Source organism: Hymenobacter sp. BRD128 (genome assembly GCF_013256625.1).
In the GTDB taxonomy this organism is placed as follows: Bacteria; Bacteroidota; Bacteroidia; order Cytophagales; family Hymenobacteraceae; genus Hymenobacter.
Window position 1 is genome coordinate 1,701,827 of record NZ_CP053908.1, and the last position, 20,993, is coordinate 1,722,819.

The following is a 20,993-nucleotide window of genomic DNA, read 5'->3' on the forward strand; positions in this document are numbered from 1 at the left end:
AATCAACGCAACAATAATAAGGGCTTTTCCGAGAATTAACAAAAATAAAATGTGCGTTTGAGCGCTGTAAAATTTCGAATTTTGGCTTTGCAAACGATTGCGGATAGTTTTTAGGCCTTTTTTGCTCTCGAAAAAAATATTACCCACTGCGCTTAACTGCTCCGCAACATTAACGATTGTGTGGAATCACCCGTTATCACCTCCCTAGGCTCTTCGCCAGAATATTACCAGCGCCCCATGCAAAACCCCCATTGCCTGCCCGACGGGGCCGCAATGGGGGCAGGTAGCCGTAGTGAGGGCTAGCGGACCTTTATTATTTGGCTATCGGCACGGCACTCGCGGTGGGCAGGCCCCGCACGAGGCGCGAGTACAGCGACAGCTCCTGGTCGAAGAGAAAGCGCAGCAGCACTTTGGTGTAGCTGGTGTGGTGCTGCAACGGCTCGTAAAACTCGGGCGCCAGCTTGCGCAGCTCGGGCAGCTTGTTCCAGGGCACGCCGGGCAGGTCGTGGTGCTCGTTGTGGTAGCCGATATTGAGGTGCACGCCGTTGAGGCGGCCGTAGTAGGACGTGGTTTCCTGCTCGGGGCTCAGCACGAGGTAGTGTTCCTGAATCCAGCGGGCGCCCACCGGGTGCAAACTCACCGAAAACCAGAAGCTGAAAAACAGGTACACGAATGCCGACGGGCCTAGCCAGAGGTACATGCCCACGTTGAACAGAATCTGGGCCACCCAATTGGCGGCGATGTACTTATCGAACGGCACCACGCTGCGGCAGCGGAAGGTGCGCACCACCTGAAAAATCGGGAAGAAAAACAGCCAGATGGCCTTGCCCACGGCATAGTGCCGGATGAGCCGGGCCTCGTAGTGGTCGGGCAGGTCGGCGTCGTGGTCGAAGTCGCCGAGCGCCGAGTGGTGCTTGAGGTGGTACTTGCGAAAGCTCATGGCCGTCGGAATTACCATTGGCAGGTTGGCCGCGATGCCCACGGCGGCATTGGCCCACTGACCTTTGAAAATCAGATTGTGGGTAGCCTCGTGCACAATCACGAACAGGGTGTGGCACACGAACGCCCCGAGCACGTAGGCGGCCAGCAGCGACCAGTACCAGGCGTGGCCGTGCAGCAGGTAGGTAGCCAGCACCTGTCCCGCCACGCAACCCGCCGTGATGAGGGCCGTGTTGGCATTGCGGGTCATGAGGCGCTTTACCTCGGGGTGCGCCCGGAGCAGCTGGCGGGCCCGCACGTGGTGCGACACCGGCTCGGCCGTGGGAGTATAAGCGGTGGGGGCGGTGGGCATAATGCTAGGCAGCTAAAAACGACGGGGCTACTAAGGTACTTCCTTTCTGGCGCGGAAGCTGGTAGTAGCAGGCTGTCCCGCCTCCCTCAGTCCGGCTCCGGGGCCTTAATGCGGGGGTCGAAGGCAAAATCTTCCCAACCTACCAGGCGAATCTGGGCGAAATCGGGGTGGCGGGTATTGAGCACGTAATTATGCTCGTGGGCGATGATGGACGACGGCACCCGGAGCACGGCCGCCGCCTGGCGGCGGTACCAGTCGGCCCCCAGCGGCTGGCAGCGGGCATAGGCGCTGGTGGGCTGCCAGCCGGGCGGTAGCTGGGCCAGGGTTAGCTCCTCCACGGCCAGGCTGTCGGGCACGACTATTCGAATGACTTTGAACAGGTTATTCAGGCCTTCGCCGCTGCGGTGCACCACGTTTTCGAGGCAGGCCAGCGCCCGGCTGCCGGCGGTGTAAATGACGAACTGCCCGCGCAGATTCCAGCGGCCGGGGTTGCCGGAGGCCACCAGCTCGCCGGCGTACCTGGCCAGGCAGATGCAGTAGATTTCCACGGGCCGGGCTAGGCAAAGTCGCCGTGAGCGATGCGGCTCACTTCCTCAGCTACCAGGTCGATGCCGCCGCTCGTCTGGAGCAGGGCTAGCGGCGCCTGATTATCAAGCCCAAACGCCGGCTTGCCCAGCCAGCGCCGAAAGGCGGCCGCCTCGCCAAATACCTCGCCCCCCTGGCGGGCCAGGGCCAGCAGCTTGAGCACCTGCTCGCTGGCGGCCGGGGCCAGGCGCTTGTTGGCATCGCGGTAGGTGCGCAGGGTTTTGGTGGTGGTGTGCAGCAGGTCGGCCAGCTCGTCGGTACTCAGTTGCAGCAGGCTAGCCACGGCAAAGGCAGCTTTAGCGGGCACGCCGGTGCGGGCCTCCATTACCAAGGCGAAAGAATCGGTAACCACCGTGGCCAGGCTAGCCAGGACGGCCGGCATAGCGCCGGGCAAATAAGCAGGCGTGGCAAGCATAGGCGAATAAAATGGGCTGGCCCGATACAACCAAACCAAGACCCGGCAAATATGGGGAACTTTTCTTTAGAAAACGGAAAATCTACCTTTTCGTTCCGACCCGGCGACCAAAGGAGATTGCCGCACTGCGCTCACAAGCCAAACTGTTTTACTTCCTCCATCTTCGGCTGACCTTTGCTCCATGCCTCAGCCGACCCTGCTCCTTATTGACGACGAAAACCGCCTGCGCCAGGTGCTGGCCAGGGTGCTGGAGCTGGAAGGCTACCTCGTGCTGCAGGCCCCCGACGCCCGGCGCGGCCTCCAAACCCTAGCCGAGCACGCCGCCGAAATCCTGGTTATTCTCTCCGACGTGAAGCTGCCCGACGGCCACGGCGTGGCCCTGCTGCCGCGCTACCAGGCCGCGGCCCCGCTGGCCGAAATCATTTTGCTCACCGCCTACGGCACCGTGCCCGACGGGGTGCAGGCCATGAAGCAGGGCGCCTTCGACTACCTCACCAAGGGCGACTCGGACGACCAGCTGCTCGTGGTAGTGGCCCGGGCCGTGGAAAAGGCCCAGCTGCGCCGCCGCGTGGCCGAGCTCGAAAAGCAGGTGGGTCAGCAGTACACGTTCGACGCCATGATTGGGCAGTCGGCGGCCCTCACCAAGGCCAAGGCCCTGGCCGAGCGCGTGGCCCCTACCGACTCCACGGTGCTGCTCGAAGGCCCCACCGGCGCGGGCAAGGAGCTGTTTGCGCAGGCCATTCACCAGGCTAGCCCGCGCCGGGGCAAGCCCTTCGTGGCCGTCAATTGCAGCGCGTTTCCGAAGGATTTATTGGAGTCGGAATTATTTGGCTACCGCAAAGGCGCCTTCACCGGGGCGCTGGCCGATAAGAAAGGCCTACTGGAAGAAGCTAACGGTGGCACCCTGTTTCTGGATGAAATCGGCGAGCTCGACCTGGCCGTGCAGGCCAAGTTCCTGCGGGTGCTCGAAACCCAGGAATTTACCAAGCTCGGCGACACCAAGCCCACCAAGGTGAACGTGCGCCTCATCGCGGCCACCAACCGCAACCTGCGTCAGGAAGCTGCCGAGGGGCATTTTCGGCCCGACTTGTACTATCGGCTCTCCGTGTTTGAGCTGGCCGTGCCGCCGCTCAGCGCCCGGCCCGCCGACGTGGCCCCGCTGGCCGAGCATTTTTTACGCATTTTCGCCGCCAAGCTGCGCAAGCGTCTGCCCGGCTTCGAGCCCGAGGCGCTGGCCCACCTGGCGCGTTACCCCTGGCCGGGCAATGTGCGCGAACTCAAAAACGTGCTGGAGCGCGCCGCTATCCTGGCGCTCGATAACCAGCCGCTGACTGTGGACGACCTGCCGCCCGAGTTTCAGTACCTGCCCGCCGCCCCGGCCGACCCCGCCGACCGCAGCCTGCGCGCCGTGGAGGGCCGCCACATTGGCCAGGTGCTGCGCGAGGCGGGCGGCAACAAGATGGAGGCCGCCCGCCAGCTCGGCATCGGCGTAAAGACGCTCTACCGCAAGATTGAGGAGTTTGGACTGGGCCGCGAATAATAAGCCGGGGGTAGTAGCGCTACCAGTTACTTGCCCCATTTTGGCCCTATTACCGGGTCAAAATGACCCACTAGGCAGTTCGTGGCTCAACTTCTTCCTGCTGATAAGTTATTTTATAAATCTGATTATCAGACATAACACTCAATTTCAACCTACGTTGTCTTACTAAGGCCCGCCTTTCGCAGCGGGTAGTCAGCCGGCCCGCATCAGCGGTGCATTCCGGCGGCTACTATGCGTTTGCACACTAAAATTACGCTGGGTTTCCTGGCCATGCTGGGGCTGCTGCTGGGCATTGGGTTCTACGCCTTTGCTACCCTGGGCCGCCTCGACCGGGCCAACCGGGCCGTGCTGCAGGATAACTTTTACTCGGTACAGCTCGGCCAGGGCATGTTGCAGGCACTAGATGGGCTGGCCGCCAGCCCCGCCGATGCGCCCGCGCTAGCCCGCCTGCGCACCCTGCTCGACCGTGAGGCCGACAACGTGACTGAGCCCGGCGAGCGCCGGCTGGTCGATAGCCTGACCCAGGCGCTGGCCACCTACCCCGGCGCGGCCCCGGCCGCCAGTCAGGCGCGGCTGCGCCAGCTCACCCACCGCATGGTGGGGCTGAACATGGCCGCCCTCACCCGCAAAAACGGCCAGGCGATGCACACCGCCGCCCAGGCCAAGAACTACCTGCTGCTATTCAGCGTGCTGAGTACGCTGGTGGGGCTGATGCTGGTGGGCAGCGTACCGCAGGCCGCTATCGGGGGGCTGCGCAAGCTAGCCGCTAGCCTCGACTACGCCACGCGTACCAACTTCGCGGCCACCGTGCCTATTGAAAGCACCGACGAGGTGGGCCAGGTCACGGCGGCCTTTAACCGCCTGCTGGTGCACGTGCAGGACATTCGCAGCCACAGCCTGGCCGAGGTCGTGACCGAGCGCAACCGCACCAGCGGCCTCGTGCAAACGCTCGACGAGCCCGTATTTCTGCTCGACCCCGGCCGCCGCCTCATCGTGGCCAACCCGGCCGCCTGCACCCTGCTGGGCCTGGCCGAAAGCCAGGTGCTGGGCCGCCCGGCCACCGAGCTCGCCCAGGACAACGCAGTTTTTGCCCAGGTGCTGGCCCCGGCCCTGCTGCCGGTGGCCCAGCGCCCCCCCAGGCGCAGCCGCTGGTGCTGGCTAGCCTGGCTGGCCCCGATGAAGCCCCCGCCCACTACCAGCTTTCGGTGCACGAGGCAGTGGCCTTCAACGAAGCGCGCGACCAGATGGAGGCCGTGGGCACCGTGCTGGCGCTGCGCAACGTGTCGGCCTTCCGCCAGCTCGACCAGACCAAGTCGGATTTCCTGGCCACGGCCGCGCACGAGCTGAAAACGCCGCTTTCGAGCATCAACTTCAACCTCAAGCTCTTGCACGACCCGCGCGTGGGCCAGCTCAACGCCGAGCAGCAGGACATTGTGGGCACCATCAAGGAAGAAAACCAGCGCCTGCTGCGCCTCGTGGGCGAGCTGCTGACCGTGGCCCGCCTCGACGTGGGCCAGGGCATTGCCCTCGACCCGCGCCCGCTGGCCGTGGCTAGCCTGGTGGCCGCCGCCACCACGCCGCTGCAATTGCAGCTGCGCGCCCGCCACCTTACGCTCGATACCCAGCTGCCCGCCGACCTACCGCCCATCCGCGCCGACCACGAAAAAACGGCTTGGGTGCTGCTCAACCTGCTCGTGAATGCCGTGCGCTACTCGCCCGAGCAGGGCCACATCGAGCTCAGCGCCGCTCCTACCCCCGACCGCCGTGCCGTGCGCGTGCAGGTGCAGGACCACGGCCCCGGCATCGCCCCGGCCGACCAGCAGCGCATTTTTGAGCGCTTCGCTCAGGGCCCGGCCGCCCCGGCTGCCAGCGGCGATGCTGATTCTGGCACCGGCCTCGGCCTCAGCATTTCGCGCGAATTCATCGCCAGCCAGGGCGGCCAGCTGGGGGTCGAAAGCACGCTGGGCGAGGGCAGCACCTTCTACTTCACCCTACCGGTGGCCAGCTGAGCGCCGCCGCATCTACTGACAATTTCTTCTTTTTCTTCCTCATGTCAACTTCCTCGGCCCTGCCTACCGAAGACAACATCCACTTGCGCCGCGTCACGGCGGCGGGGCTGCTGGTCACGCTAGGCATCATTTTCGGCGATATCGGCACTTCGCCGCTCTACGTCTTCCAAACCATCATCGGCGACCGGCCGGTGAGCGAGCTGCTGGTCTACGGCGGCGTGTCGGCCGTGTTCTGGACGCTCACGCTCCAGACTACCATCAAGTACATCCTGCTCACGCTAGAGGCGGACAACCACGGCGAGGGCGGTATTTTCTCCCTGTTTTCGCTGGTGAAGAAGCGCGGCCACTGGCTGCTGTTTCCGGCCATTATCGGGGCGGGCACGCTGCTGGCCGACGGCATTATCACGCCACCCATCTCGGTATCGTCGGCCATTGAGGGCTTGAAAATCCTCTATCCTGCCCTCAATACCGAAACCATCGTCATCATCGTCATTGCCATTATTACGCTTCTATTCGCGTTTCAGCAGTTTGGCACCAAGGTGGTAGGCGCGGCCTTCGGGCCAATCATGCTGCTTTGGTTTACGGCCATCGCGGCGCTGGGGCTAGCCCAGATTCTGCACTATCCCGGCGTGCTGGCCGCCCTCAACCCCGTGTACGCCATCCGGCTGCTCACTGAGTACCCGAAGGGCTTCTGGCTGCTGGGTGCGGTGTTTTTGTGCACCACCGGCGCCGAGGCGCTCTACTCCGACCTGGGCCACTGCGGCCGCAAAAACATCCGCACCTCCTGGATTTTCGTCAAGAGTGCACTGGTGCTCAACTACCTCGGCCAGGCCGCCTGGACGATGGGCCACGTGGGCCACACGCTAGCCTCGAACCAGAATCCGTTTTTCATGATTGCCCCGCAGTGGGCCATCGTGCCGCTCATTATCCTGGCCACCATGGCCACTATCATTGCCTCGCAGGCACTCATTTCCGGCTCGTACACGCTTATCTCCGAAGCGGTTAGCCTGCGTTTCTGGCCCAAGGTGCGCGTGCTGTTCCCGACCGACCAGCGCGGACAGATTTACGTGCCCAGCATCAACTGGCTGCTGTGGTTTGGCTGCGTGTGCGTGCAGCTGTGGTTTAAAACTTCGGAAGCCATGACGGCCGCCTACGGCTTTAGCATCACGGTGGCGATGCTGATGACCAGCATCCTGCTGTCGCAATATTTGCGCGGCGTCAAGAAGTGGGCGCTGCCGGTGGTCGGGCTGATAATGCTCGTCTTTTTCACCGTTGAAACGTCCTTTCTCATCGCCAACATCACCAAGCTGCTCAACAGGCTAGGCATCCTGGTATTCGAGTGGGGTCTGATTTTCATGATGTACGTGGGCTACCGGGGCCGCGAAATCAAAAACAGTCTGCTCAGCCTCGTGTCGGTGGCCGGCACCCGGCCTACCCTGCTGGAGCTGAGCCAGGACCAGTCGGTGAGCAAGTACGCCAGCAACCTCGTGTACCTCACGCACAGCAAAAAGCCCGGCGAGCTGGAAAACGAAATTCTGTACTCCATCCTGCGCAAGCAGCCCAAGCGCGCCGACCGCTACTGGTTTATCAACATGAGCATCCTCACCGAGCCCTACACCACCCGCTACTCGGTGGAGGAACTGGTGCCGGGCGTGGCGTATAAAATTAATTTCAAGCTCGGCTTCCGGGTGCAGCCGCGCCTCAACCTGCTGTTCCGCCGCGTGCTGGAGCAGATGGGCGAAAAGGGCGAAATCGACATCACCTCGCGCTACGACTCGCTGGCCCGCTACCAGATGCCCGGCGACTTCCGCTTCGTGGTGCTTGAGAAAGTGCTCAGCTACGACAACCAGCTCAGCTTCAAGGAGCGCTTTATCCTGAACGGCTACTTCTTCATCAACCGCTTCGCCATCTCCGACCAGCAGCTGTTTGGCCTCGATACCAGCGACGTGGCCCTCGAAAAAGTGCCGCTTACTATCAAGCCCGCCGTCGCCACCCACGACCTCCTGCGCGACCCACCCGAGCAGGCCCAGGACCCCGTGCCGACCGAGAACATCCGCGCCGAGCGGGCCACGGTGAAGGTGTAAAATATTTTTAAAGAAAAAAGGAATGCCCTGCTGCGCTATGCGCAGCAGGGCATTCCTTTTTTCTTCCTGGCAGCTCCTTAAATCAAATCGCCCAGCTCCCTCACGCCCACCGGCCGCTGCACCGTGTAGCCTTCACCAAACTCGACCCCAATCAGGTGCCCAAATTCGCGGGCGCGGGCTTCCATGAAGTGCGAAAAGGTCTGGCCCGAGAGGTAGGTTTGCGGGGCCGCCAGGTCGGCGCCGGGGTTGAAAAACTGCGTGCCGTAGGCATTGATACTGGCCCACTTGCCGGCCCAGTACGGGGTAATATCCACCACAAAATCGGCCGGAATCTGGCGGTCCTGGATATAGTGGTACACGTACTTGGGCCGCCAGGGAGCCTGCGGCTGGCCATCCTCCCCTAGCGTTTCTATCATGCGCAGGCCGCTCAAGAAGCAGGCATCAGTAGCAAGCTGCGCGCCGCGCCCATGGTCGGGGTGCCGGTCGGTGATAGCGTTGCAGAGCACAATCTCGGGCTGGTAGCGTCGAATGGCTGCGATGAGCGGCAGCTGGTGCTCGCGGTCATTCCGGAAAAAGCCATCGGGCAAGCCCAGGTTTTCGCGCGCGCTGAGCTGCAAAATCTTACTAGCCGCTTCCGATTCGGCCGCCCGCGTTGCGGGGGTGCCGCGCGTGCCCAGCTCACCGCGCGTAAAGTCCACAATACCTACTTTTTTGCCCGCCGCCACGGCGGCCAGCAGCGTGCCCGAGCACGACATCTCCACATCGTCGGGGTGGGCTCCCAGGGCTAGAATATCCAATTTCATACGATTACTCCCCGTTTTAGCGAGCGGCCGCAAAGATACCCGCTTGCCTACTGGCTAGGCCGTTTATTTATTTTTCAGGCTTAACTAAACTCTGCGAAGGCATTTAAATCAAACTGCTACAAGTCATCCTATTTAGCCCTCACCTTCTTTGCATGAAAAAGTTCCTGCTGCCCCTCGCCTGTGGCCTGCCCCTAGCCTTTGCCAGCCACGCTCAAACTATCAATCAGCGCGTCGATAACCAGCGCGACCGCATCGCTGCCGGCCGCGCCGACGGTGAACTCAACCGCCGCCAGGCCCGCCAGCTGCGGGGCGAAGAGCGCGGCATCCAGGCTCAAGCCCGCGCCGAGCGCCGCGCCGATGGAGGCCGCCTCACTGCCGGCCAGCGCCAGCAGCTTAATGGCGAGCTGAACCACGATAGCCGTCAGATTCGCCGCGAGCGCCTGCGCGGCCGCTAGGCCATTAAGAAACGCGGCATAAAAAAAGCCAGTCATAAAAACTGGCTTTTTTTATGCCGCGTTTCTTAATGGCCTATTTATTTCACCCGCAGTCGCTTACCCGGCTGAAGCTTGCCGCGCAAGTTAGGATTTAGGCGCTTGAGGGTGCTTACGCGCACGCCATAGCGGTCGGCAATCTCGGAGAGCGTATCGCCCTGGCGAATTTTATGGGTGGCAACCTGGCGGGCCGCCGTGGGCTCGCCCCGGCTATGGCTGCCCCGCCGCAACGCCCGGCTGTAATAATTAAACAGGGCCGAAGTGATGGTAAACGTTTCGCCCCGTAGCTTATAGTCGGGGAAGTCGTACACGTAGGTCGGATTAATCGGGTTGCCCTCGTAGCGCACCTCAAAGTGCAGGTGCGAGCCGGTGCTGCGGCCGGTGCTGCCCCCTAGCCCGATTACCTGGCCGGCCTTCACAAACGTGCCCACCGGCAGCAGCGGCTTGCTCAAGTGGCCATACAGGGTTTCGAGGCCGTTGTAGTGGCGCACCAGCAGGTAATTACCGTAGCCGCCGCCGTCCCACTTACTGATGCGGATAACGCCATCGAAGGCGGCCCGCACCGAGTCGCCGGTATCGAGGTCGAGGTCGACCCCAAAGTGCCAGCGCCCCCAGCGGAACGTGAAGCCCGACGTGATGGGCGTAGTGGCCAGCGGCATTTTGGCAAAATGCTGCCGCGCCGGGTCTACCAGCTTCAGCGTCAGCGTGTCGCGAATACGCCGGCCATCTACGCGGTACGGATTGATATTGTGCGTGTCCCAGATGGCGTAGTAGCCCGCCACTTTCACCCACGACGAGTCAATGAGCACCTCGTCCGACATCTCCACAATCTCCTGGCCGCCTTCGTTGAGCGTGGTGGTGTCCTCGCTCACGATGCTGAGCTTACGGGCCGGGTTGAATATCGACTTGGCGGCGTCCGACTTGTCATCGGGCATTTCCTCGGTTTCGATAATCGTGGTCGTATCCGGCTTCACGTAGCGCATGGTAGGAGTGCGAATCCGGAAAAAATCCCGGTTGCGCGGCGTACCAGCCCTGGCTTTGGGGGCCGGTATTTTCTTGCGGCGCTGCGCCTGCGCGGGCGCGCTAGCTCCCAGCCAGCAGGCTAGCAGCAGCAATAGCACCGGCAGACTAAAAAAGAGCTTGGGGAAATTCAAACGAAACCCAAAAAGGCCAGCAGTGGCCCAGTTGGAGCCACTGCTGGGTTATAACATAAACAAAGTCGCCGAACCCGACCGGCCGGCTGCAAGTCAGTGCCGCTAGCCCTGGTGCAGGCCGGCCAGGTAGCGCTCGGCATCGAGCGCGGCCATGCAGCCCGAGCCGGCGGCCGTAACGGCCTGGCGGTAGGTAAAGTCCTGCACGTCGCCGCAGGCAAACACGCCGTCCACGTTCGTCTTGGCCGTGCCGGGCAGCGTCTTGAGGTAGCCTTGCTCGTCGTGGTGCAGGTAGTCCTGAAAAATCTTGGAGTTTGGCTCGTGGCCGATTGCCACGAAAAACCCATGAACGGGAATTTCGCGCGTTTCGTGCGTCACCAGATTCTTTACCCGCACGCCTTCCACGGCATGCTCACCCAGAATCTCGTCGGTGGCCGTGTCAAACAGCACTTCAATCTTGGGGTTAGCCAGCACGCGCTGCTGCATGATTTTGGACGCCCGCATGGCGTCTTTGCGCACCAGCATGTACACCTTCGAGCACAGGTTGGCCAGGTAGTTGGCTTCTTCGGCGGCCGTATCGCCAGCACCCACTATTGCCACTTCCTTGCCCCGGTAAAAAAAGCCGTCGCACACGGCGCAGGCCGATACCCCCGAGCCATTGAGCCGGGCCTCCGAAGGCAGACCTAGCCACTTGGCCGAGGCACCGGTAGCAATAATCACGGCATCGGCCGTGAGTTCAACCGTTTCATCAATCGTGACTTTGTGCGGATGGCCCGAAAAATCAACTTTCGTGGCAATGCCGTAGCGGATATCCGTGCCAAAGCGTGCAGCCTGCTTTTTCAAGTCTTCCATCATTTCCGGCCCCATCACGCCATCGGGGTAGCCCGGAAAATTTTCCACATCGTTGGTAATGGTAAGCTGGCCACCCGGCTGCAAGCCCATGTACATGACGGGTTTCAAGCCCGCCCGCGCAGCGTAGATAGCAGCCGTGTAACCGGCCGGACCCGACCCGATAATCAGGCAATGAATGTGTTCCATCTGAAGGACAAGCCAGCGCTTGCCATTTTAGTAAAGGCAGATATTTTTCCTACGATAAGCGGGAGCTTACCCTACAAAAAACCCCAACCTCACGGTCGGGGTTTTCAGTCAACAAATTTAGGCAGCAATTAGCCCAAATAGGGCTTCAGAGCCTTCGAGCGCGACGTATGACGCAGGCGGCGAATGGCTTTTTCCTTTATCTGGCGCACCCGCTCGCGGGTCAGATTAAATTTCTCGCCAATCTCTTCCAGCGTGAGCGCAGCTTCTCCGTTCAAACCGAAATACAGGGTGATAACGTCGGCTTCGCGCTTGGTCAGGGTCGAGAGGGCACGCTGCACTTCCTTGCGCAGCGAGTCATTCATCAGGCCCGAATCCGGCGTCTCTTCGTCCTCGTTTTCGAGCACGTCGAGCAGGCGGTTTTCCTCGCCCTGCACAAACGGCGCATCGACCGATACGTGGCGGCCCGAGATTTTCAGGGTATCAACCACTTCCGACGTCGTTAGCTCCAGCACCTCAGCAATTTCCTCGGGCGAAGGCTCCCGCTCAAATTTCTGCTCCAGCTCCGAGAACGACTTGCTGATTTTATTCAGCGAGCCTACCCGATTAAGGGGCAAACGCACAATGCGGCTCTGCTCAGCCAGGGCCTGCAGAATGCTCTGGCGAATCCACCACACGGCGTAGGAGATGAATTTAAAGCCCCGGGTTTCGTCAAAGCGCTTGGCGGCTTTGATAAGACCCAGGTTGCCCTCATTGATGAGGTCACCCAGGCTAAGGCCCTGGTTCTGATATTGTTTAGCCACCGACACTACGAAGCGCAGGTTGGCTTTAGTCAGTTTTTCGAGCGCTTTCTGGTCACCATCGCGGATGCGCTGCGCCAGCGTCACCTCCTCGTCGGGTGTCAGCAGGTCCACTTTGCCAATCTCCTGGAGGTATTTATCCAGCGACTGGCTTTCGCGGTTGGTAATCTGCTTGCTGATTTTTAGCTGTCTCATCGGTAACGGCGCTAACTAGGTAGTTCTAAAGAAGTTATTCGGAAGATAATAGGGTGACGGGCGGCCCATCAATTCAACCGAAAACAACAAGGCTATACGAGCTAAAGTTCTTTTCGGCTATTCGACAAGCCCCGACAGGGGCTAGCCAATGAGGTTAAAACTCATCGGCTAGCCCGCGTGGCAGCCTGCGCAAAAATTACGCCTGCTTTTCGAGCAGCACCTTACGCGAGAGGCGGTACTTGCCGGTTTTCTTGTCGATATCCACCAGCTTCACGTCGATTTCCTGGCCCACTTCCAGCACCCCTTCGAGCGAGGCAATGCGCTCGTGGGTTACTTCCGAAATGTGCAGCAGGCCGTCTTTGCCGGGCATAATCTCCACAAACGCGCCGTAGGGCTGAATGCTGCGCACCTTGCCTTTGTAGGTTTCGCCTACTTCGGGCTGCGCGGCGATGGCGCGAATGCGGTCGATGGCGCCCTGCATATCGGCCTGGTTGGCGGCGTAGATGCTCACGTGGCCCTTCTCGTCTTTCTCCTCGATAATTACCGTGGCATTGGTATCCTTCTGAATCTGCTGGATGACTTTGCCGCCCGGCCCAATTACGGCGCCAATAAACTCTTTGTCAATCAGCATTTTGTGCGAGCGTGGCGTGTGCGCCTTCAGCTCGGGGGCCGGGGCGGCGATGGTCTTGGCCATCTCCCGCAGAATGTGCAGGCGGCCTTCGCGGGCCTGGTGCAGCGCGGCCGTCAGAATCTCGTTGCTCAGGCCCTGGATTTTAATGTCCATCTGGCAGGCGCAAATACCTTTCTCCGTGCCGGTTACCTTAAAGTCCATGTCGCCGAGGTGGTCCTCATCGCCTAGAATATCGGAGAGCACGGCGTACTCGCCGGTTTCCTTGTCCTGCACCAGCCCCATGGCAATGCCGGCTACGGCAGCGCGCACCTTCACACCAGCGTCCATGAGGGCTAGCGAGCCCGCGCAGACGGTAGCCATCGAGCTAGAGCCGTTCGACTCCAGGATGTCCGACACGATGCGGATGGTGTAGGGATTTTCCTCGTCGGGCGGCAGCACGCGCTTCAGCGAGCGGGCGGCCAGGTTGCCGTGGCCAATTTCGCGGCGGCCGGCGCCGCGGTTGGGCTTCACCTCACCGGTTGAGAACCCGGGGAAGTTGTAGTGCAGCATGAATTTTGAGAAGCCTTTGGTCAGCGGCTGGTCGATAATCTGCTCGTCGAGCTTGGTACCGAGGGTGGCGGTAGTCAGGCTCTGGGTTTCGCCGCGGGTGAAGATGGCCGAGCCGTGGGCACCGGGCAGGTAGTTAATTTCCGACCAAATGGGGCGGATTTCGGTGAGTTGGCGGCCGTCGAGGCGCACGCGCTCCTTCACCATCATGTCGCGAATAGCCTTTTTCTCAGCCGACGAATAGTAGCGACTAAACTGCTTGGTATCCAGTTCGGGCTGCTCAGCAATGAGTTTATCCAGGAATGCCTTTTTTACGTTTGTGAAGCCTTCCTTGCGGCCCGCTTTGCTCGTGTTGCCCGAGCGGGCCACGTCGTAAGCACCCTGATAAATGCCTTCGTGCACGAGCTTTTTCAACTCCTCATTCTCCTCGTACTTCGGATACTCGCGGGGCTGCGACTCGGGCGTGCGGCCCACGGCTTCGGCTAGCTCCTTCTGAAGCTGCACCTGGGCCTTAATGGCTTCGTGGGCGTAGGCAATGGCAGCAACCATCTCTTCCTCGCTAACTTCGGCCATCTCGCCTTCCACCATGGCCACCGAGTCGCCGGTAGCACCCACGATAAGGTCCATATCAGCGCGGGCCAGGTCGGTGGTTTTGGGGTTAATCTGGAACTGGCCATCAATGCGGGCCACGCGCACCTCCGAAATCGGGCCGGCAAACGGAATGTCCGAAATCGACAGCGCGGCCGAAGCCGCCAGGGCCGCCAGGGCATCGGGCTGCACTTCCTTATCAGCCGAGATGAGGGTAATCATTACCTGTACCTCGTAGTGGTAATCCTTGGGGAACATGGGCCGCAGGATGCGGTCCACGAGGCGGCAAATGAGGATTTCGTAGTCGCTCAGGCGGCCTTCGCGGCGCTGAAACGAGCCCGGAATCTTACCGGCCGAGCCGAATTTTTCCTGGTAGTCAACCGAGAGCGGCAGGAAGTCAACGCCTTCGCGCTGGCTAGGGGCCGACACGACGGTGGCCAGCAGCATCGTGTCGCCGAGGCGCACGACTACGGCGCCATCGGCAAACTTGGCCAGCTTGCCGGTTTCAATGGAAATCTGGCGGCCGTCGGGCAGCGCCAGGGTTTTGGTAATCGCGTGGGGAGCGGGCATTGGGGAGGATTGGACTAGAGACAATAGACACGAGACATGAGCAGCAGTGCGGGCATTTCCGCTTCAGTAGCACCCTCCGCACGCTAACGCAGCGTGCGGGTCGTCGGGCTACCGTCTCATGTCCAAGCAAAGCAGACAAAGGGCAAAAAAAAGAGTAGGGAACCTTCGGGGGGAAGGCTCCCTACTCTTAGCAGGTGGGCTTACTTACGGATGCCCAACTCCTTGATAATCGCACGGTAGCGGTTGATTTCGCGGTGCTGGAGATAATCCAGCATGCGGCGGCGCTTACCTACCAGTTTCAGCAAGCCCAGGCGGGTGCTGTGGTCTTTCTTATTGGTCTTCAGGTGCTCCGTGAGGTGCTGGATGCGGTGCGTGAACAGCGCAATTTGCGACTCGGCCGAACCGGTGTCGGTGGTAACTTTCTGAAGGCTGTTTTTTTCGAAGATGGCCTGCTTGGCCTCGGTCGAGAGTTTCATCGGCAGATAGGGAGAACCCGTCTTAGATTAAAAAATAAGAGAAAATGCGTACCCCGCACCTCGGGGCGGGTGCAAAGGTACGCCGTTTTTCGGCGGATTCCAAACCTCATTCGGTTGTGGGCGCGGCTAGCAGCCGCAGCCGCGGAAAGCGCGGCAGCCGCTGGGCCAGCCGCCGCCAGAAATCCATTTCCAGCAGGCCCGAATCGTTGTAGGCCTGGTACAGAAAAAACAAGCCGAAGGGAAATAAAATGCAGTTAGACAGCCACATCCCCACGCCCACCGGCAGCACAAAATCGCGCCCGTATTTCGAGCCCATCGTGTCGAAGACGTAGAAGATGATAAAAAACAGGATGGAAACCAGAATGGGCACCCCTAGCCCACCCTTCTTGATAATGGCCCCGAGCGGCGCGCCAATCAGAAACATCAGCAGCACGGCCACCGACTGCGTGTACTTGCGGTATACTTCAATGCGAAACTCGGCCGAATCGCGGGCCACTTCATACAGATGCTGGGAAGTGGAGGTAATAAACGACTGCACATTGTGGGCACGGCTCAGCGCCTGCTCTACCTGCGAAGCCGTGAGCGGGGCTAGCCGCGACGGCGACACCTGCAAGCGGGCCAGCTTGCGATTCTGAGCGCGGCCCGTGGTATCGAGGCGCAGGTAGGTGTAGTAGCCGCCGAGGCGGGCCGGCAGCACTTTGCGCTCGCGGGCCAGAATACGCTGAATAGAATCGACGCTGTGGTGCAGCTGCGGGATGTTCAGCATCATGCGGTTTTGCTGAAACAACTCCTGCTTGGTGCGGTCGAGGTTGAAGGAGGCTAGCGAGAAGGTGAGCACGTTCCGCTTAAAGCCTTCCCGAATGAAGGACGCCGCCGCCCGGTTCTGCGCGTCGGGCTGCTCGACGTAGGTGTGGCCCCGAAACAACTCGAAGCCCAAATATTGCCCCCCGAAGCGGGTAAACATGCGGCCCGAGTCGGCGAGCATTACCGTGGCATTACCCGATTTCTGGGTGTGGTCATAAATCATGACGCCCATGAGAATATCTTTTTCCGGCCCCACTTTTTTATCCACCTTAATGGTGTAGCCGGGAATGCCGTTGTAAAAAACGCCGGGCCGGATATCGAGGGCCAGCTTTTTCTGGCGCACGTCCCACAGCAAGCTGTACGCTTTCAGGTTAGCCTTCGGCACGATGCGCTCGTTGAACCAGAACGCCGTGACGGCCAGCACCATACTCACCAGCCACACCGGCCGCAAAATGCGCGTGAGCGCAATGCCCGAGGCCTTGATAGCGGTCAGCTCGTGGTGCTCGCCGAGGTTGCCGTAGGTCATCAGCGACGACAGCAGCACGGCTAGCGGCAGCGAAATGGGCACGATGAGGATGCTGAAAAAGAACAGCAACTGCAAGAGCACGCCCGTGCCCAGGTCCTTGCCCACAATATCGTCGAGGTATTTCAGCAGCGTGTGCGTGAGCAGAATAAACTCTACCACGGCAAACGTGAGCAAAAACGGCCCGGTAAAGGCCTTCAGAATCAGCTTATCTAGTTTTTTCACAACGGCAGTTACGAGCGCGGGCGCGGGCTTGGGTTGGGTGCTAACGCAGCGAGCACTCTTCTAGTGCCAGCCCGACCGGGTTGGGCAGGCTAGCCGCCCACCTGGTCGCGCAGCTTGCCCACCAAGCCTTCCCAGAGTTCCTGGTGCTCCTGCGCGTCGGCATGGTCGGAGTAGTCAGTCACCCGCAAAAATACTTCATCCGTGATGCGCGATAGCTCCAGGGTAAAGTCGAGGTAGTTGGCATCCTGCAACGGACGCTTCTGCTCATCCAGAAATACGTAGCGGATACTACGCCCGGGCCGCTGGGCGGCGATTTCGGCAAAGTGACTCTGTTTGTCCCACACCATATTCAGGCGGTGGTCGGGGTCGAGGCGCACGTCGTCGCAAAACCACTGCGAGAGGCCCGAAGCCGAGGCGATGTAGGGAAAAAGTATTTTGGGTGAAGCGTTTATCGAGTATTCCATCTCGAAGCGACGCTTGGCGCTGGTGGCAGACACGGCCATAAGCAAAGAAAAGGAGCCCACCACTCACCACCAAAAGTGGCTCTAGGGGCAGGAAAACGAGTATTTTTTAAATCAACGCTTGCAGGAAGAAGTTTTTTCAGTACCTTTGCACTCCCAATTCACCGACTGGCGGGGTAGCTCAGTTGGTTAGAGCACAGGATTCATAACCCTGAGGTCACGAGTTCAACTCTCGTCCCCGCTACTTGAAAACTAAGCACTTGCGTACCTAGCTGCGCAAGTGCTTTTTTGTTACTTAGGCAAGCAGGCATCATTGCGGGCAGGGGTATTCGAGCGGCAAAGGTACGCACTCGCCCTTTACTCACGCTACCGGGTTTTAGCCAAGGCCGCCCACGGTAATAAGCAGCGCCGTATCCAAGTAATTCAAGTGCCGGCAGCGCAACACGCCCGCGAATACGTGCGTAAGCCGCTGACCCAAACGGTAAGTACTTTCTACGCTGCTTCACCGGCCTTATCCAGCACAAAGCCAGCTGAGTGGTGATGGCGCTACCATTTAGGTCGCCACTCCTTATACAGGGCTTGCTACCTGCTTATTGGCCCGGCTGGAAGGAGTATCAGCTGGCCGTTTAAGCCCCTCGCTGGCAGCTTTACGACTAGCCAGGCAGCTTGGTAAGGGTAATAACTGACGGGCCTTGGCCGCCATGCCAGGCACCTGCCGCACTCCAATTGCGGAGGGCCGGGCTGCTCGCGGTCAGTGCGGCCGCCTAGGTGCCGCACCAGCCGGACGCAGGCAGCGTCGGGGCCTGGGAAGAAAACGAATTTATGGGTACCCGGCTCAACCGCATTGCTAAACCATTCTACCTAAAAGCCGCTCACGAGTAGCGACCCGATGCACACCAGTATCAGTATTATTTGGGCTATTTCAGCGCTTTCCATCGCGCTGGTTATCATCAGGCCCTTTCAAGTACCCGAGTATGTATGGGCCGTGAGCGGTGCCGTATTACTGCTGCTATTTCGACTCCTGACGCCGGCCGAAGGCCTAGCGGGCGTAGCCAGGGGCCTCGACGTATACCTGTTTCTGACGGGCATGATGCTACTGGCCGAAACTGCCCGCGAGGAAAAGCTTTTCGACTGGCTCGCCGCCCACGCCACCCAGCTGGCCAAAGGCTCGGCGCCGCGCCTGTTTCTACTTGTTTACCTGGTGGGCGTGCTAGTTACCACGTTTCTTTCTAATGATGCCACGGCGGTAGTGCTCACGCCGGCCGTAGCCAGCGCCGTGCGGGCCGCTAGGGTCAAAAATCCGCTGCCCTACCTGTTCAGCTGCGCCTTCATTGCCAATGCGGCTTCCTTCGTGCTACCTATTTCCAACCCCGCCAACCTCGTCATCTACGGGGCGCATATTCCGCCGCTGCTGGTCTGGCTGCCGCACTACCTGCTGCCAGCGGCCGTATCCATCGTGGCCACGTACTTCATTTTGCTGCACACCCAAAAAGTAGAGCTGGGCCAGGATATTGCGCAAGACATTGAGCTGCCTACCCTTGAGCGGGGCGGGCAGGTGGCGCTGGCCGGCATTGGAGTCACGGCCGTGGCGCTGCTGGCAGCTTCCGCCCTCGACTCGCCGCTGGGCCTGCCTACTGCCATCACGGGTATACTCACGGCTATTATCGTACTTTTCAGCGCCCGCAAGAGCCCGGTCGAAATCGTGAAAAACGTCTCCTGGTCGGTGTTGCCGCTGGTGGCCGGGTTATTTGTATTAGTGGAAGCCCTCAACAAAACGGGCGTTACGCGCTGGCTCACCACGCTTCTCAACGCCGGGGCCGCGCAGTCGGCTGCCAAAACCACCTGGGTCAGTGGCGTAGGGATAGCGCTGCTTTGCAATGTGCTGAATAACTTACCCGCCGGCCTGATTGCCGGCAATGTGCTGCAAACGGCTCACGTGCCGGAACTAGTCAAAAGCGCCGTGCTAATTGGCATTGACCTCGGCCCCAATTTGTCCGTGACGGGTTCGCTAGCCACCATTCTCTGGCTAGTTGCCCTGCGGCGCGAAAACGTCACCGTCAGCACCTGGCAATTCCTCAAGCTCGGGGCGCTGGTGATGACCGTGCCGCTGCTGCTGGCAATCGGGTCCCTCTTTTTACTACCGCGCTAACTCGCCGCGCGCTTGTCAGTGAAGCTGCTTTAAACGCCGCGCTTCTCAACTTCCTAAATAGCTTTAGCATATAATGCTAGTTATTAGCTATTTATAACGCAAAAAGCGCCTGCCCCAAGTAAGAGGCAGGCGCTTTTCTAATCCAACAAATATTTCCGCTGGCGGAGCCGCAAACTACTTCGCTTTCTCCACGATACCGGCGAAAGCAGCGGGGTGGTTGAGCGCGAGGTCGGCGAGCACCTTGCGGTTGAGCTCGATACCAGCTTTTTTGAGGCCGCCCATTAGCTGCGAGTACGAGAGGCCGTGCTCACGGGCGCCAGCGTTAATGCGCTGAATCCAGAGGGCGCGGAACTCGCGCTTCTTCACCTTGCGGTCGCGGTAGGCATAGAGCAAGCCCTTTTCTACGGCGTTTTTCGCAACGGTCCACACATTTTTGCGCCGGCCATAGTAGCCTTTGGCAAGGCGCATTACTTTCTTGCGGCGGTGGCGCGAGGCCACGTGGTTTACACTCCTTGGCATAACCTAAGTTGTTTTTGGCAGCCGGCGCTCAGTAAATTACTGAAGCTTAAGCCGGAAGCCTGGTGATAGTTTAGATATTCAGCATCTGGTTCACCCGGTTCATGTCGGCCGAGCTAACGAGGCCGCTGTGGGTGAGGGCGCGCTTGCGCTTGGTGCTCTTCTTGGTCAGGATGTGCGACTTGAAGGCGTGCTTGCGCTTTACTTTGCCGGTGCCGGTCAGCTTAAAACGCTTTTTGGCACCCGACTTGGTTTTTACTTTGGGCATGGGTTGTGGTTGATTATTGATTGTTAGGTACTGACGCTGAACGAATTACTCATTCGGCAGCGGCAGCCATCAACAAACGGGGTGAAGCTATTCGGTCGCGGCGGGCTCCTGGGTCGGCTTGGCCTCTTTAGGAGCTTTCACAGCTTTATCTTTCTCAACGGGCGCGGGTTTGGGCGCGGCCTTAACCACTACGGCGGCTTTCGGCGCCAGGTAGAGGAACATCCGCTTGCCTTCAAGCTTGGGCAGTTGCTCTACTTTGGCCAGGTCTTCGAGGGCCTGGGCAAACTTGAGCAGCAATATTTCGCCGCGCTCCTTGAAGACGATGCTGCGGCCCACGAAGTGCACGTAGGCCTTGATTTTAGCTCCTTCCTTCAAAAACTCTTGCGCGTGCTTGAGCTTGAAGTCAAAGTCGTGGTCGTCGGTATTGGGTCCGAAACGGATTTCCTTGAGGACAACCTTGGTTTGCTTGGCCTTCAGCTCGCGGGTTTTCTTCTTCTGCTCGTACTTGAATTTCGAGTAGTCGATGACGCGGCACACGGGCGGCACGGCCGTGGGCGAAATCTCCACCAAGTCCAGGTTCTGGTCCTGGGCCATCTTGCGGGCCTGGTCGGTGGGGTATACCCCCTGCTCGACGTTATCCCCCACGAGGCGAACCTCGCGAGCGGTGATTTTCTGATTGATTTTGAACGGCTCCTCCACCTGCTGGCGGGGCACGTACCGACGATTCGGGGTAGCTATGGCGAAAGTCCTCCTGCTAAAATGTGGCGGGGAAAGTTTTTAAGGCATGAACGAATGGCCCACGGGCCAAGCGTTCGGGGGGCAAATATCCGACTTTTT

19 protein-coding genes, 1 tRNA gene and 1 pseudogene are annotated in these 20,993 nt (G+C 60.1%); 7 read left to right on the top strand and 14 right to left on the bottom strand.

The window, feature by feature from the left end:
* Nucleotides 1-313 precede the first annotated feature (313 nt).
* The 3 genes from GKZ68_RS07560 to GKZ68_RS07570 form a co-directional block, all read right to left on the bottom strand.
* Complete coding sequence (locus GKZ68_RS07560; RefSeq protein WP_173112732.1) at nucleotides 314-1,291, bottom strand: fatty acid desaturase; 978 nt, start codon at nucleotides 1,289-1,291, stop codon at nucleotides 314-316.
* Between the two features lie 86 nt (nucleotides 1,292-1,377).
* The gene (locus GKZ68_RS07565; protein WP_173112735.1) at nucleotides 1,378-1,839 is read right to left on the bottom strand and encodes an RES family NAD+ phosphorylase; all 462 of its coding nucleotides are present in this window, start codon (nucleotides 1,837-1,839) and stop codon (nucleotides 1,378-1,380) included.
* An 8-nt stretch (nucleotides 1,840-1,847) separates the two neighbouring features.
* Nucleotides 1,848-2,291, bottom strand: a complete 444-nt coding sequence (locus tag GKZ68_RS07570) for an antitoxin Xre/MbcA/ParS toxin-binding domain-containing protein (RefSeq protein ID WP_254244200.1) — start codon at nucleotides 2,289-2,291, stop codon at nucleotides 1,848-1,850.
* Between the two features lie 181 nt (nucleotides 2,292-2,472).
* On the opposite strand from GKZ68_RS07570, the gene GKZ68_RS07575 reads away from it, so the two are divergent.
* The 4 genes from GKZ68_RS07575 to GKZ68_RS07585 all read left to right on the top strand — a co-directional run bounded on the left by GKZ68_RS07575 (nucleotide 2,473) and on the right by GKZ68_RS07585 (nucleotide 7,924).
* On the top strand, nucleotides 2,473-3,831 hold the full coding sequence (locus GKZ68_RS07575) for a sigma-54 dependent transcriptional regulator (RefSeq protein WP_173112738.1): 1,359 nt from the start codon (nucleotides 2,473-2,475) through the stop codon (nucleotides 3,829-3,831).
* A 237-nt stretch (nucleotides 3,832-4,068) separates the two neighbouring features.
* Complete coding sequence (locus tag GKZ68_RS21995; RefSeq protein ID WP_254244201.1) at nucleotides 4,069-5,178, top strand: PAS domain-containing protein; 1,110 nt, start codon at nucleotides 4,069-4,071, stop codon at nucleotides 5,176-5,178.
* The gene (locus tag GKZ68_RS07580; RefSeq protein ID WP_254244261.1) at nucleotides 5,076-5,840 is read left to right on the top strand and encodes a sensor histidine kinase KdpD; all 765 of its coding nucleotides are present in this window, start codon (nucleotides 5,076-5,078) and stop codon (nucleotides 5,838-5,840) included. The genes GKZ68_RS21995 and GKZ68_RS07580 overlap by 103 nt, the downstream gene beginning before the upstream one ends.
* 41 nt (nucleotides 5,841-5,881) lie before the next feature.
* Nucleotides 5,882-7,924, top strand: coding sequence for a KUP/HAK/KT family potassium transporter (locus tag GKZ68_RS07585; protein WP_173112745.1), 2,043 nt, complete (start codon nucleotides 5,882-5,884; stop codon nucleotides 7,922-7,924).
* 77 nt (nucleotides 7,925-8,001) lie between these two features.
* On the opposite strand, the gene bshB1 is transcribed toward GKZ68_RS07585, so the two are convergent.
* Complete coding sequence (gene bshB1 / locus GKZ68_RS07590) at nucleotides 8,002-8,727, bottom strand: bacillithiol biosynthesis deacetylase BshB1 (RefSeq protein ID WP_173112747.1); 726 nt, start codon at nucleotides 8,725-8,727, stop codon at nucleotides 8,002-8,004.
* A 152-nt stretch (nucleotides 8,728-8,879) separates the two neighbouring features.
* Here bshB1 and GKZ68_RS07595 point away from each other — a divergent pair, with 152 nt between their 5' ends.
* Nucleotides 8,880-9,182, top strand: coding sequence for a hypothetical protein (locus tag GKZ68_RS07595; RefSeq protein ID WP_173112750.1), 303 nt, complete (start codon nucleotides 8,880-8,882; stop codon nucleotides 9,180-9,182).
* Between the two features lie 77 nt (nucleotides 9,183-9,259).
* Here the strand turns inward: GKZ68_RS07595 and GKZ68_RS07600 are convergent, their stop codons facing one another.
* The 7 genes from GKZ68_RS07600 to GKZ68_RS07630 all read right to left on the bottom strand — a co-directional run bounded on the left by GKZ68_RS07600 (nucleotide 9,260) and on the right by GKZ68_RS07630 (nucleotide 17,265).
* Complete coding sequence (locus GKZ68_RS07600; protein ID WP_254244202.1) at nucleotides 9,260-10,372, bottom strand: peptidoglycan DD-metalloendopeptidase family protein; 1,113 nt, start codon at nucleotides 10,370-10,372, stop codon at nucleotides 9,260-9,262.
* 102 nt (nucleotides 10,373-10,474) lie between these two features.
* Nucleotides 10,475-11,407: a thioredoxin-disulfide reductase gene (gene trxB, locus GKZ68_RS07605; RefSeq protein WP_173112753.1), complete on the bottom strand. Its 933-nt coding sequence runs from the start codon at nucleotides 11,405-11,407 to the stop codon at nucleotides 10,475-10,477.
* 128 nt (nucleotides 11,408-11,535) lie between these two features.
* Nucleotides 11,536-12,399, bottom strand: coding sequence for an RNA polymerase sigma factor RpoD/SigA (locus GKZ68_RS07610; protein ID WP_144842942.1), 864 nt, complete (start codon nucleotides 12,397-12,399; stop codon nucleotides 11,536-11,538).
* 196 nt (nucleotides 12,400-12,595) lie between these two features.
* Nucleotides 12,596-14,734 carry a polyribonucleotide nucleotidyltransferase gene (gene pnp, locus GKZ68_RS07615; protein WP_173112756.1) on the bottom strand — a complete coding sequence of 713 codons (2,139 nt, stop codon included), beginning with the start codon at nucleotides 14,732-14,734 and terminating at the stop codon, nucleotides 12,596-12,598.
* A gap of 200 nt (nucleotides 14,735-14,934) precedes the next feature.
* The gene (rpsO, locus tag GKZ68_RS07620; protein ID WP_173112759.1) at nucleotides 14,935-15,210 is read right to left on the bottom strand and encodes a 30S ribosomal protein S15; all 276 of its coding nucleotides are present in this window, start codon (nucleotides 15,208-15,210) and stop codon (nucleotides 14,935-14,937) included.
* 106 nt (nucleotides 15,211-15,316) lie between these two features.
* Nucleotides 15,317-16,762 carry an LptF/LptG family permease gene (locus GKZ68_RS07625; RefSeq protein WP_173112762.1) on the bottom strand — a complete coding sequence of 482 codons (1,446 nt, stop codon included), beginning with the start codon at nucleotides 16,760-16,762 and terminating at the stop codon, nucleotides 15,317-15,319.
* Between the two features lie 89 nt (nucleotides 16,763-16,851).
* Nucleotides 16,852-17,265 carry an START-like domain-containing protein gene (locus GKZ68_RS07630; RefSeq protein ID WP_254244203.1) on the bottom strand — a complete coding sequence of 138 codons (414 nt, stop codon included), beginning with the start codon at nucleotides 17,263-17,265 and terminating at the stop codon, nucleotides 16,852-16,854.
* Nucleotides 17,266-17,393: 128 nt separating this feature from the next.
* Between GKZ68_RS07630 and GKZ68_RS07635 the strand changes: the two genes are divergently transcribed.
* Both GKZ68_RS07635 and GKZ68_RS07640 read left to right on the top strand, forming a co-directional pair.
* Nucleotides 17,394-17,467, top strand: a tRNA-Met gene (locus tag GKZ68_RS07635).
* A gap of 645 nt (nucleotides 17,468-18,112) precedes the next feature.
* On the top strand, nucleotides 18,113-19,372 hold the full coding sequence (locus GKZ68_RS07640; RefSeq protein ID WP_173112765.1) for an arsenic transporter: 1,260 nt from the start codon (nucleotides 18,113-18,115) through the stop codon (nucleotides 19,370-19,372).
* Nucleotides 19,373-19,546: 174 nt separating this feature from the next.
* Here the strand turns inward: GKZ68_RS07640 and rplT are convergent, their stop codons facing one another.
* The 3 genes and pseudogenes from rplT to infC all read right to left on the bottom strand — a co-directional run.
* Nucleotides 19,547-19,891: a 50S ribosomal protein L20 gene (gene rplT / locus GKZ68_RS07645; RefSeq protein ID WP_173112769.1), complete on the bottom strand. Its 345-nt coding sequence runs from the start codon at nucleotides 19,889-19,891 to the stop codon at nucleotides 19,547-19,549.
* 70 nt (nucleotides 19,892-19,961) lie between these two features.
* Nucleotides 19,962-20,156 carry a 50S ribosomal protein L35 gene (rpmI, locus tag GKZ68_RS07650; RefSeq protein ID WP_144842930.1) on the bottom strand — a complete coding sequence of 65 codons (195 nt, stop codon included), beginning with the start codon at nucleotides 20,154-20,156 and terminating at the stop codon, nucleotides 19,962-19,964.
* Between the two features lie 198 nt (nucleotides 20,157-20,354).
* Nucleotides 20,355-20,894 (bottom strand): annotated as a pseudogene (gene infC, locus GKZ68_RS07655) (translation initiation factor IF-3); the annotation flags it as partial.
* Between the last annotated feature and the right edge of the window lie 99 nt (nucleotides 20,895-20,993).

What these genes read in the sequence shown, in the direction of transcription:
- GKZ68_RS07610 (WP_144842942.1), bottom strand. Translation starts at nt 12,399, where the DNA reads ATGAGACAGCTAAAAATCAGCAAGCAGATTACCAACCGCGAAAGCCAG.
- rpsO (WP_173112759.1), bottom strand. Translation starts at nt 15,210, where the DNA reads ATGAAACTCTCGACCGAGGCCAAGCAGGCCATCTTCGAAAAAAACAGC.
- GKZ68_RS07560 (WP_173112732.1), bottom strand. Translation starts at nt 1,291, where the DNA reads ATGCCCACCGCCCCCACCGCTTATACTCCCACGGCCGAGCCGGTGTCG.
- GKZ68_RS07580 (WP_254244261.1), top strand. Translation starts at nt 5,076, where the DNA reads ATGGAGGCCGTGGGCACCGTGCTGGCGCTGCGCAACGTGTCGGCCTTC.
- bshB1 (WP_173112747.1), bottom strand. Translation starts at nt 8,727, where the DNA reads ATGAAATTGGATATTCTAGCCCTGGGAGCCCACCCCGACGATGTGGAG.
- rpmI (WP_144842930.1), bottom strand. Translation starts at nt 20,156, where the DNA reads ATGCCCAAAGTAAAAACCAAGTCGGGTGCCAAAAAGCGTTTTAAGCTG.
- GKZ68_RS07595 (WP_173112750.1), top strand. Translation starts at nt 8,880, where the DNA reads ATGAAAAAGTTCCTGCTGCCCCTCGCCTGTGGCCTGCCCCTAGCCTTT.
- GKZ68_RS07630 (WP_254244203.1), bottom strand. Translation starts at nt 17,265, where the DNA reads ATGGCCGTGTCTGCCACCAGCGCCAAGCGTCGCTTCGAGATGGAATAC.
- GKZ68_RS07640 (WP_173112765.1), top strand. Translation starts at nt 18,113, where the DNA reads ATGCACACCAGTATCAGTATTATTTGGGCTATTTCAGCGCTTTCCATC.
- GKZ68_RS07570 (WP_254244200.1), bottom strand. Translation starts at nt 2,291, where the DNA reads ATGCTTGCCACGCCTGCTTATTTGCCCGGCGCTATGCCGGCCGTCCTG.
- GKZ68_RS07585 (WP_173112745.1), top strand. Translation starts at nt 5,882, where the DNA reads ATGTCAACTTCCTCGGCCCTGCCTACCGAAGACAACATCCACTTGCGC.
- rplT (WP_173112769.1), bottom strand. Translation starts at nt 19,891, where the DNA reads ATGCCAAGGAGTGTAAACCACGTGGCCTCGCGCCACCGCCGCAAGAAA.
- trxB (WP_173112753.1), bottom strand. Translation starts at nt 11,407, where the DNA reads ATGGAACACATTCATTGCCTGATTATCGGGTCGGGTCCGGCCGGTTAC.
- GKZ68_RS07575 (WP_173112738.1), top strand. Translation starts at nt 2,473, where the DNA reads ATGCCTCAGCCGACCCTGCTCCTTATTGACGACGAAAACCGCCTGCGC.
- pnp (WP_173112756.1), bottom strand. Translation starts at nt 14,734, where the DNA reads ATGCCCGCTCCCCACGCGATTACCAAAACCCTGGCGCTGCCCGACGGC.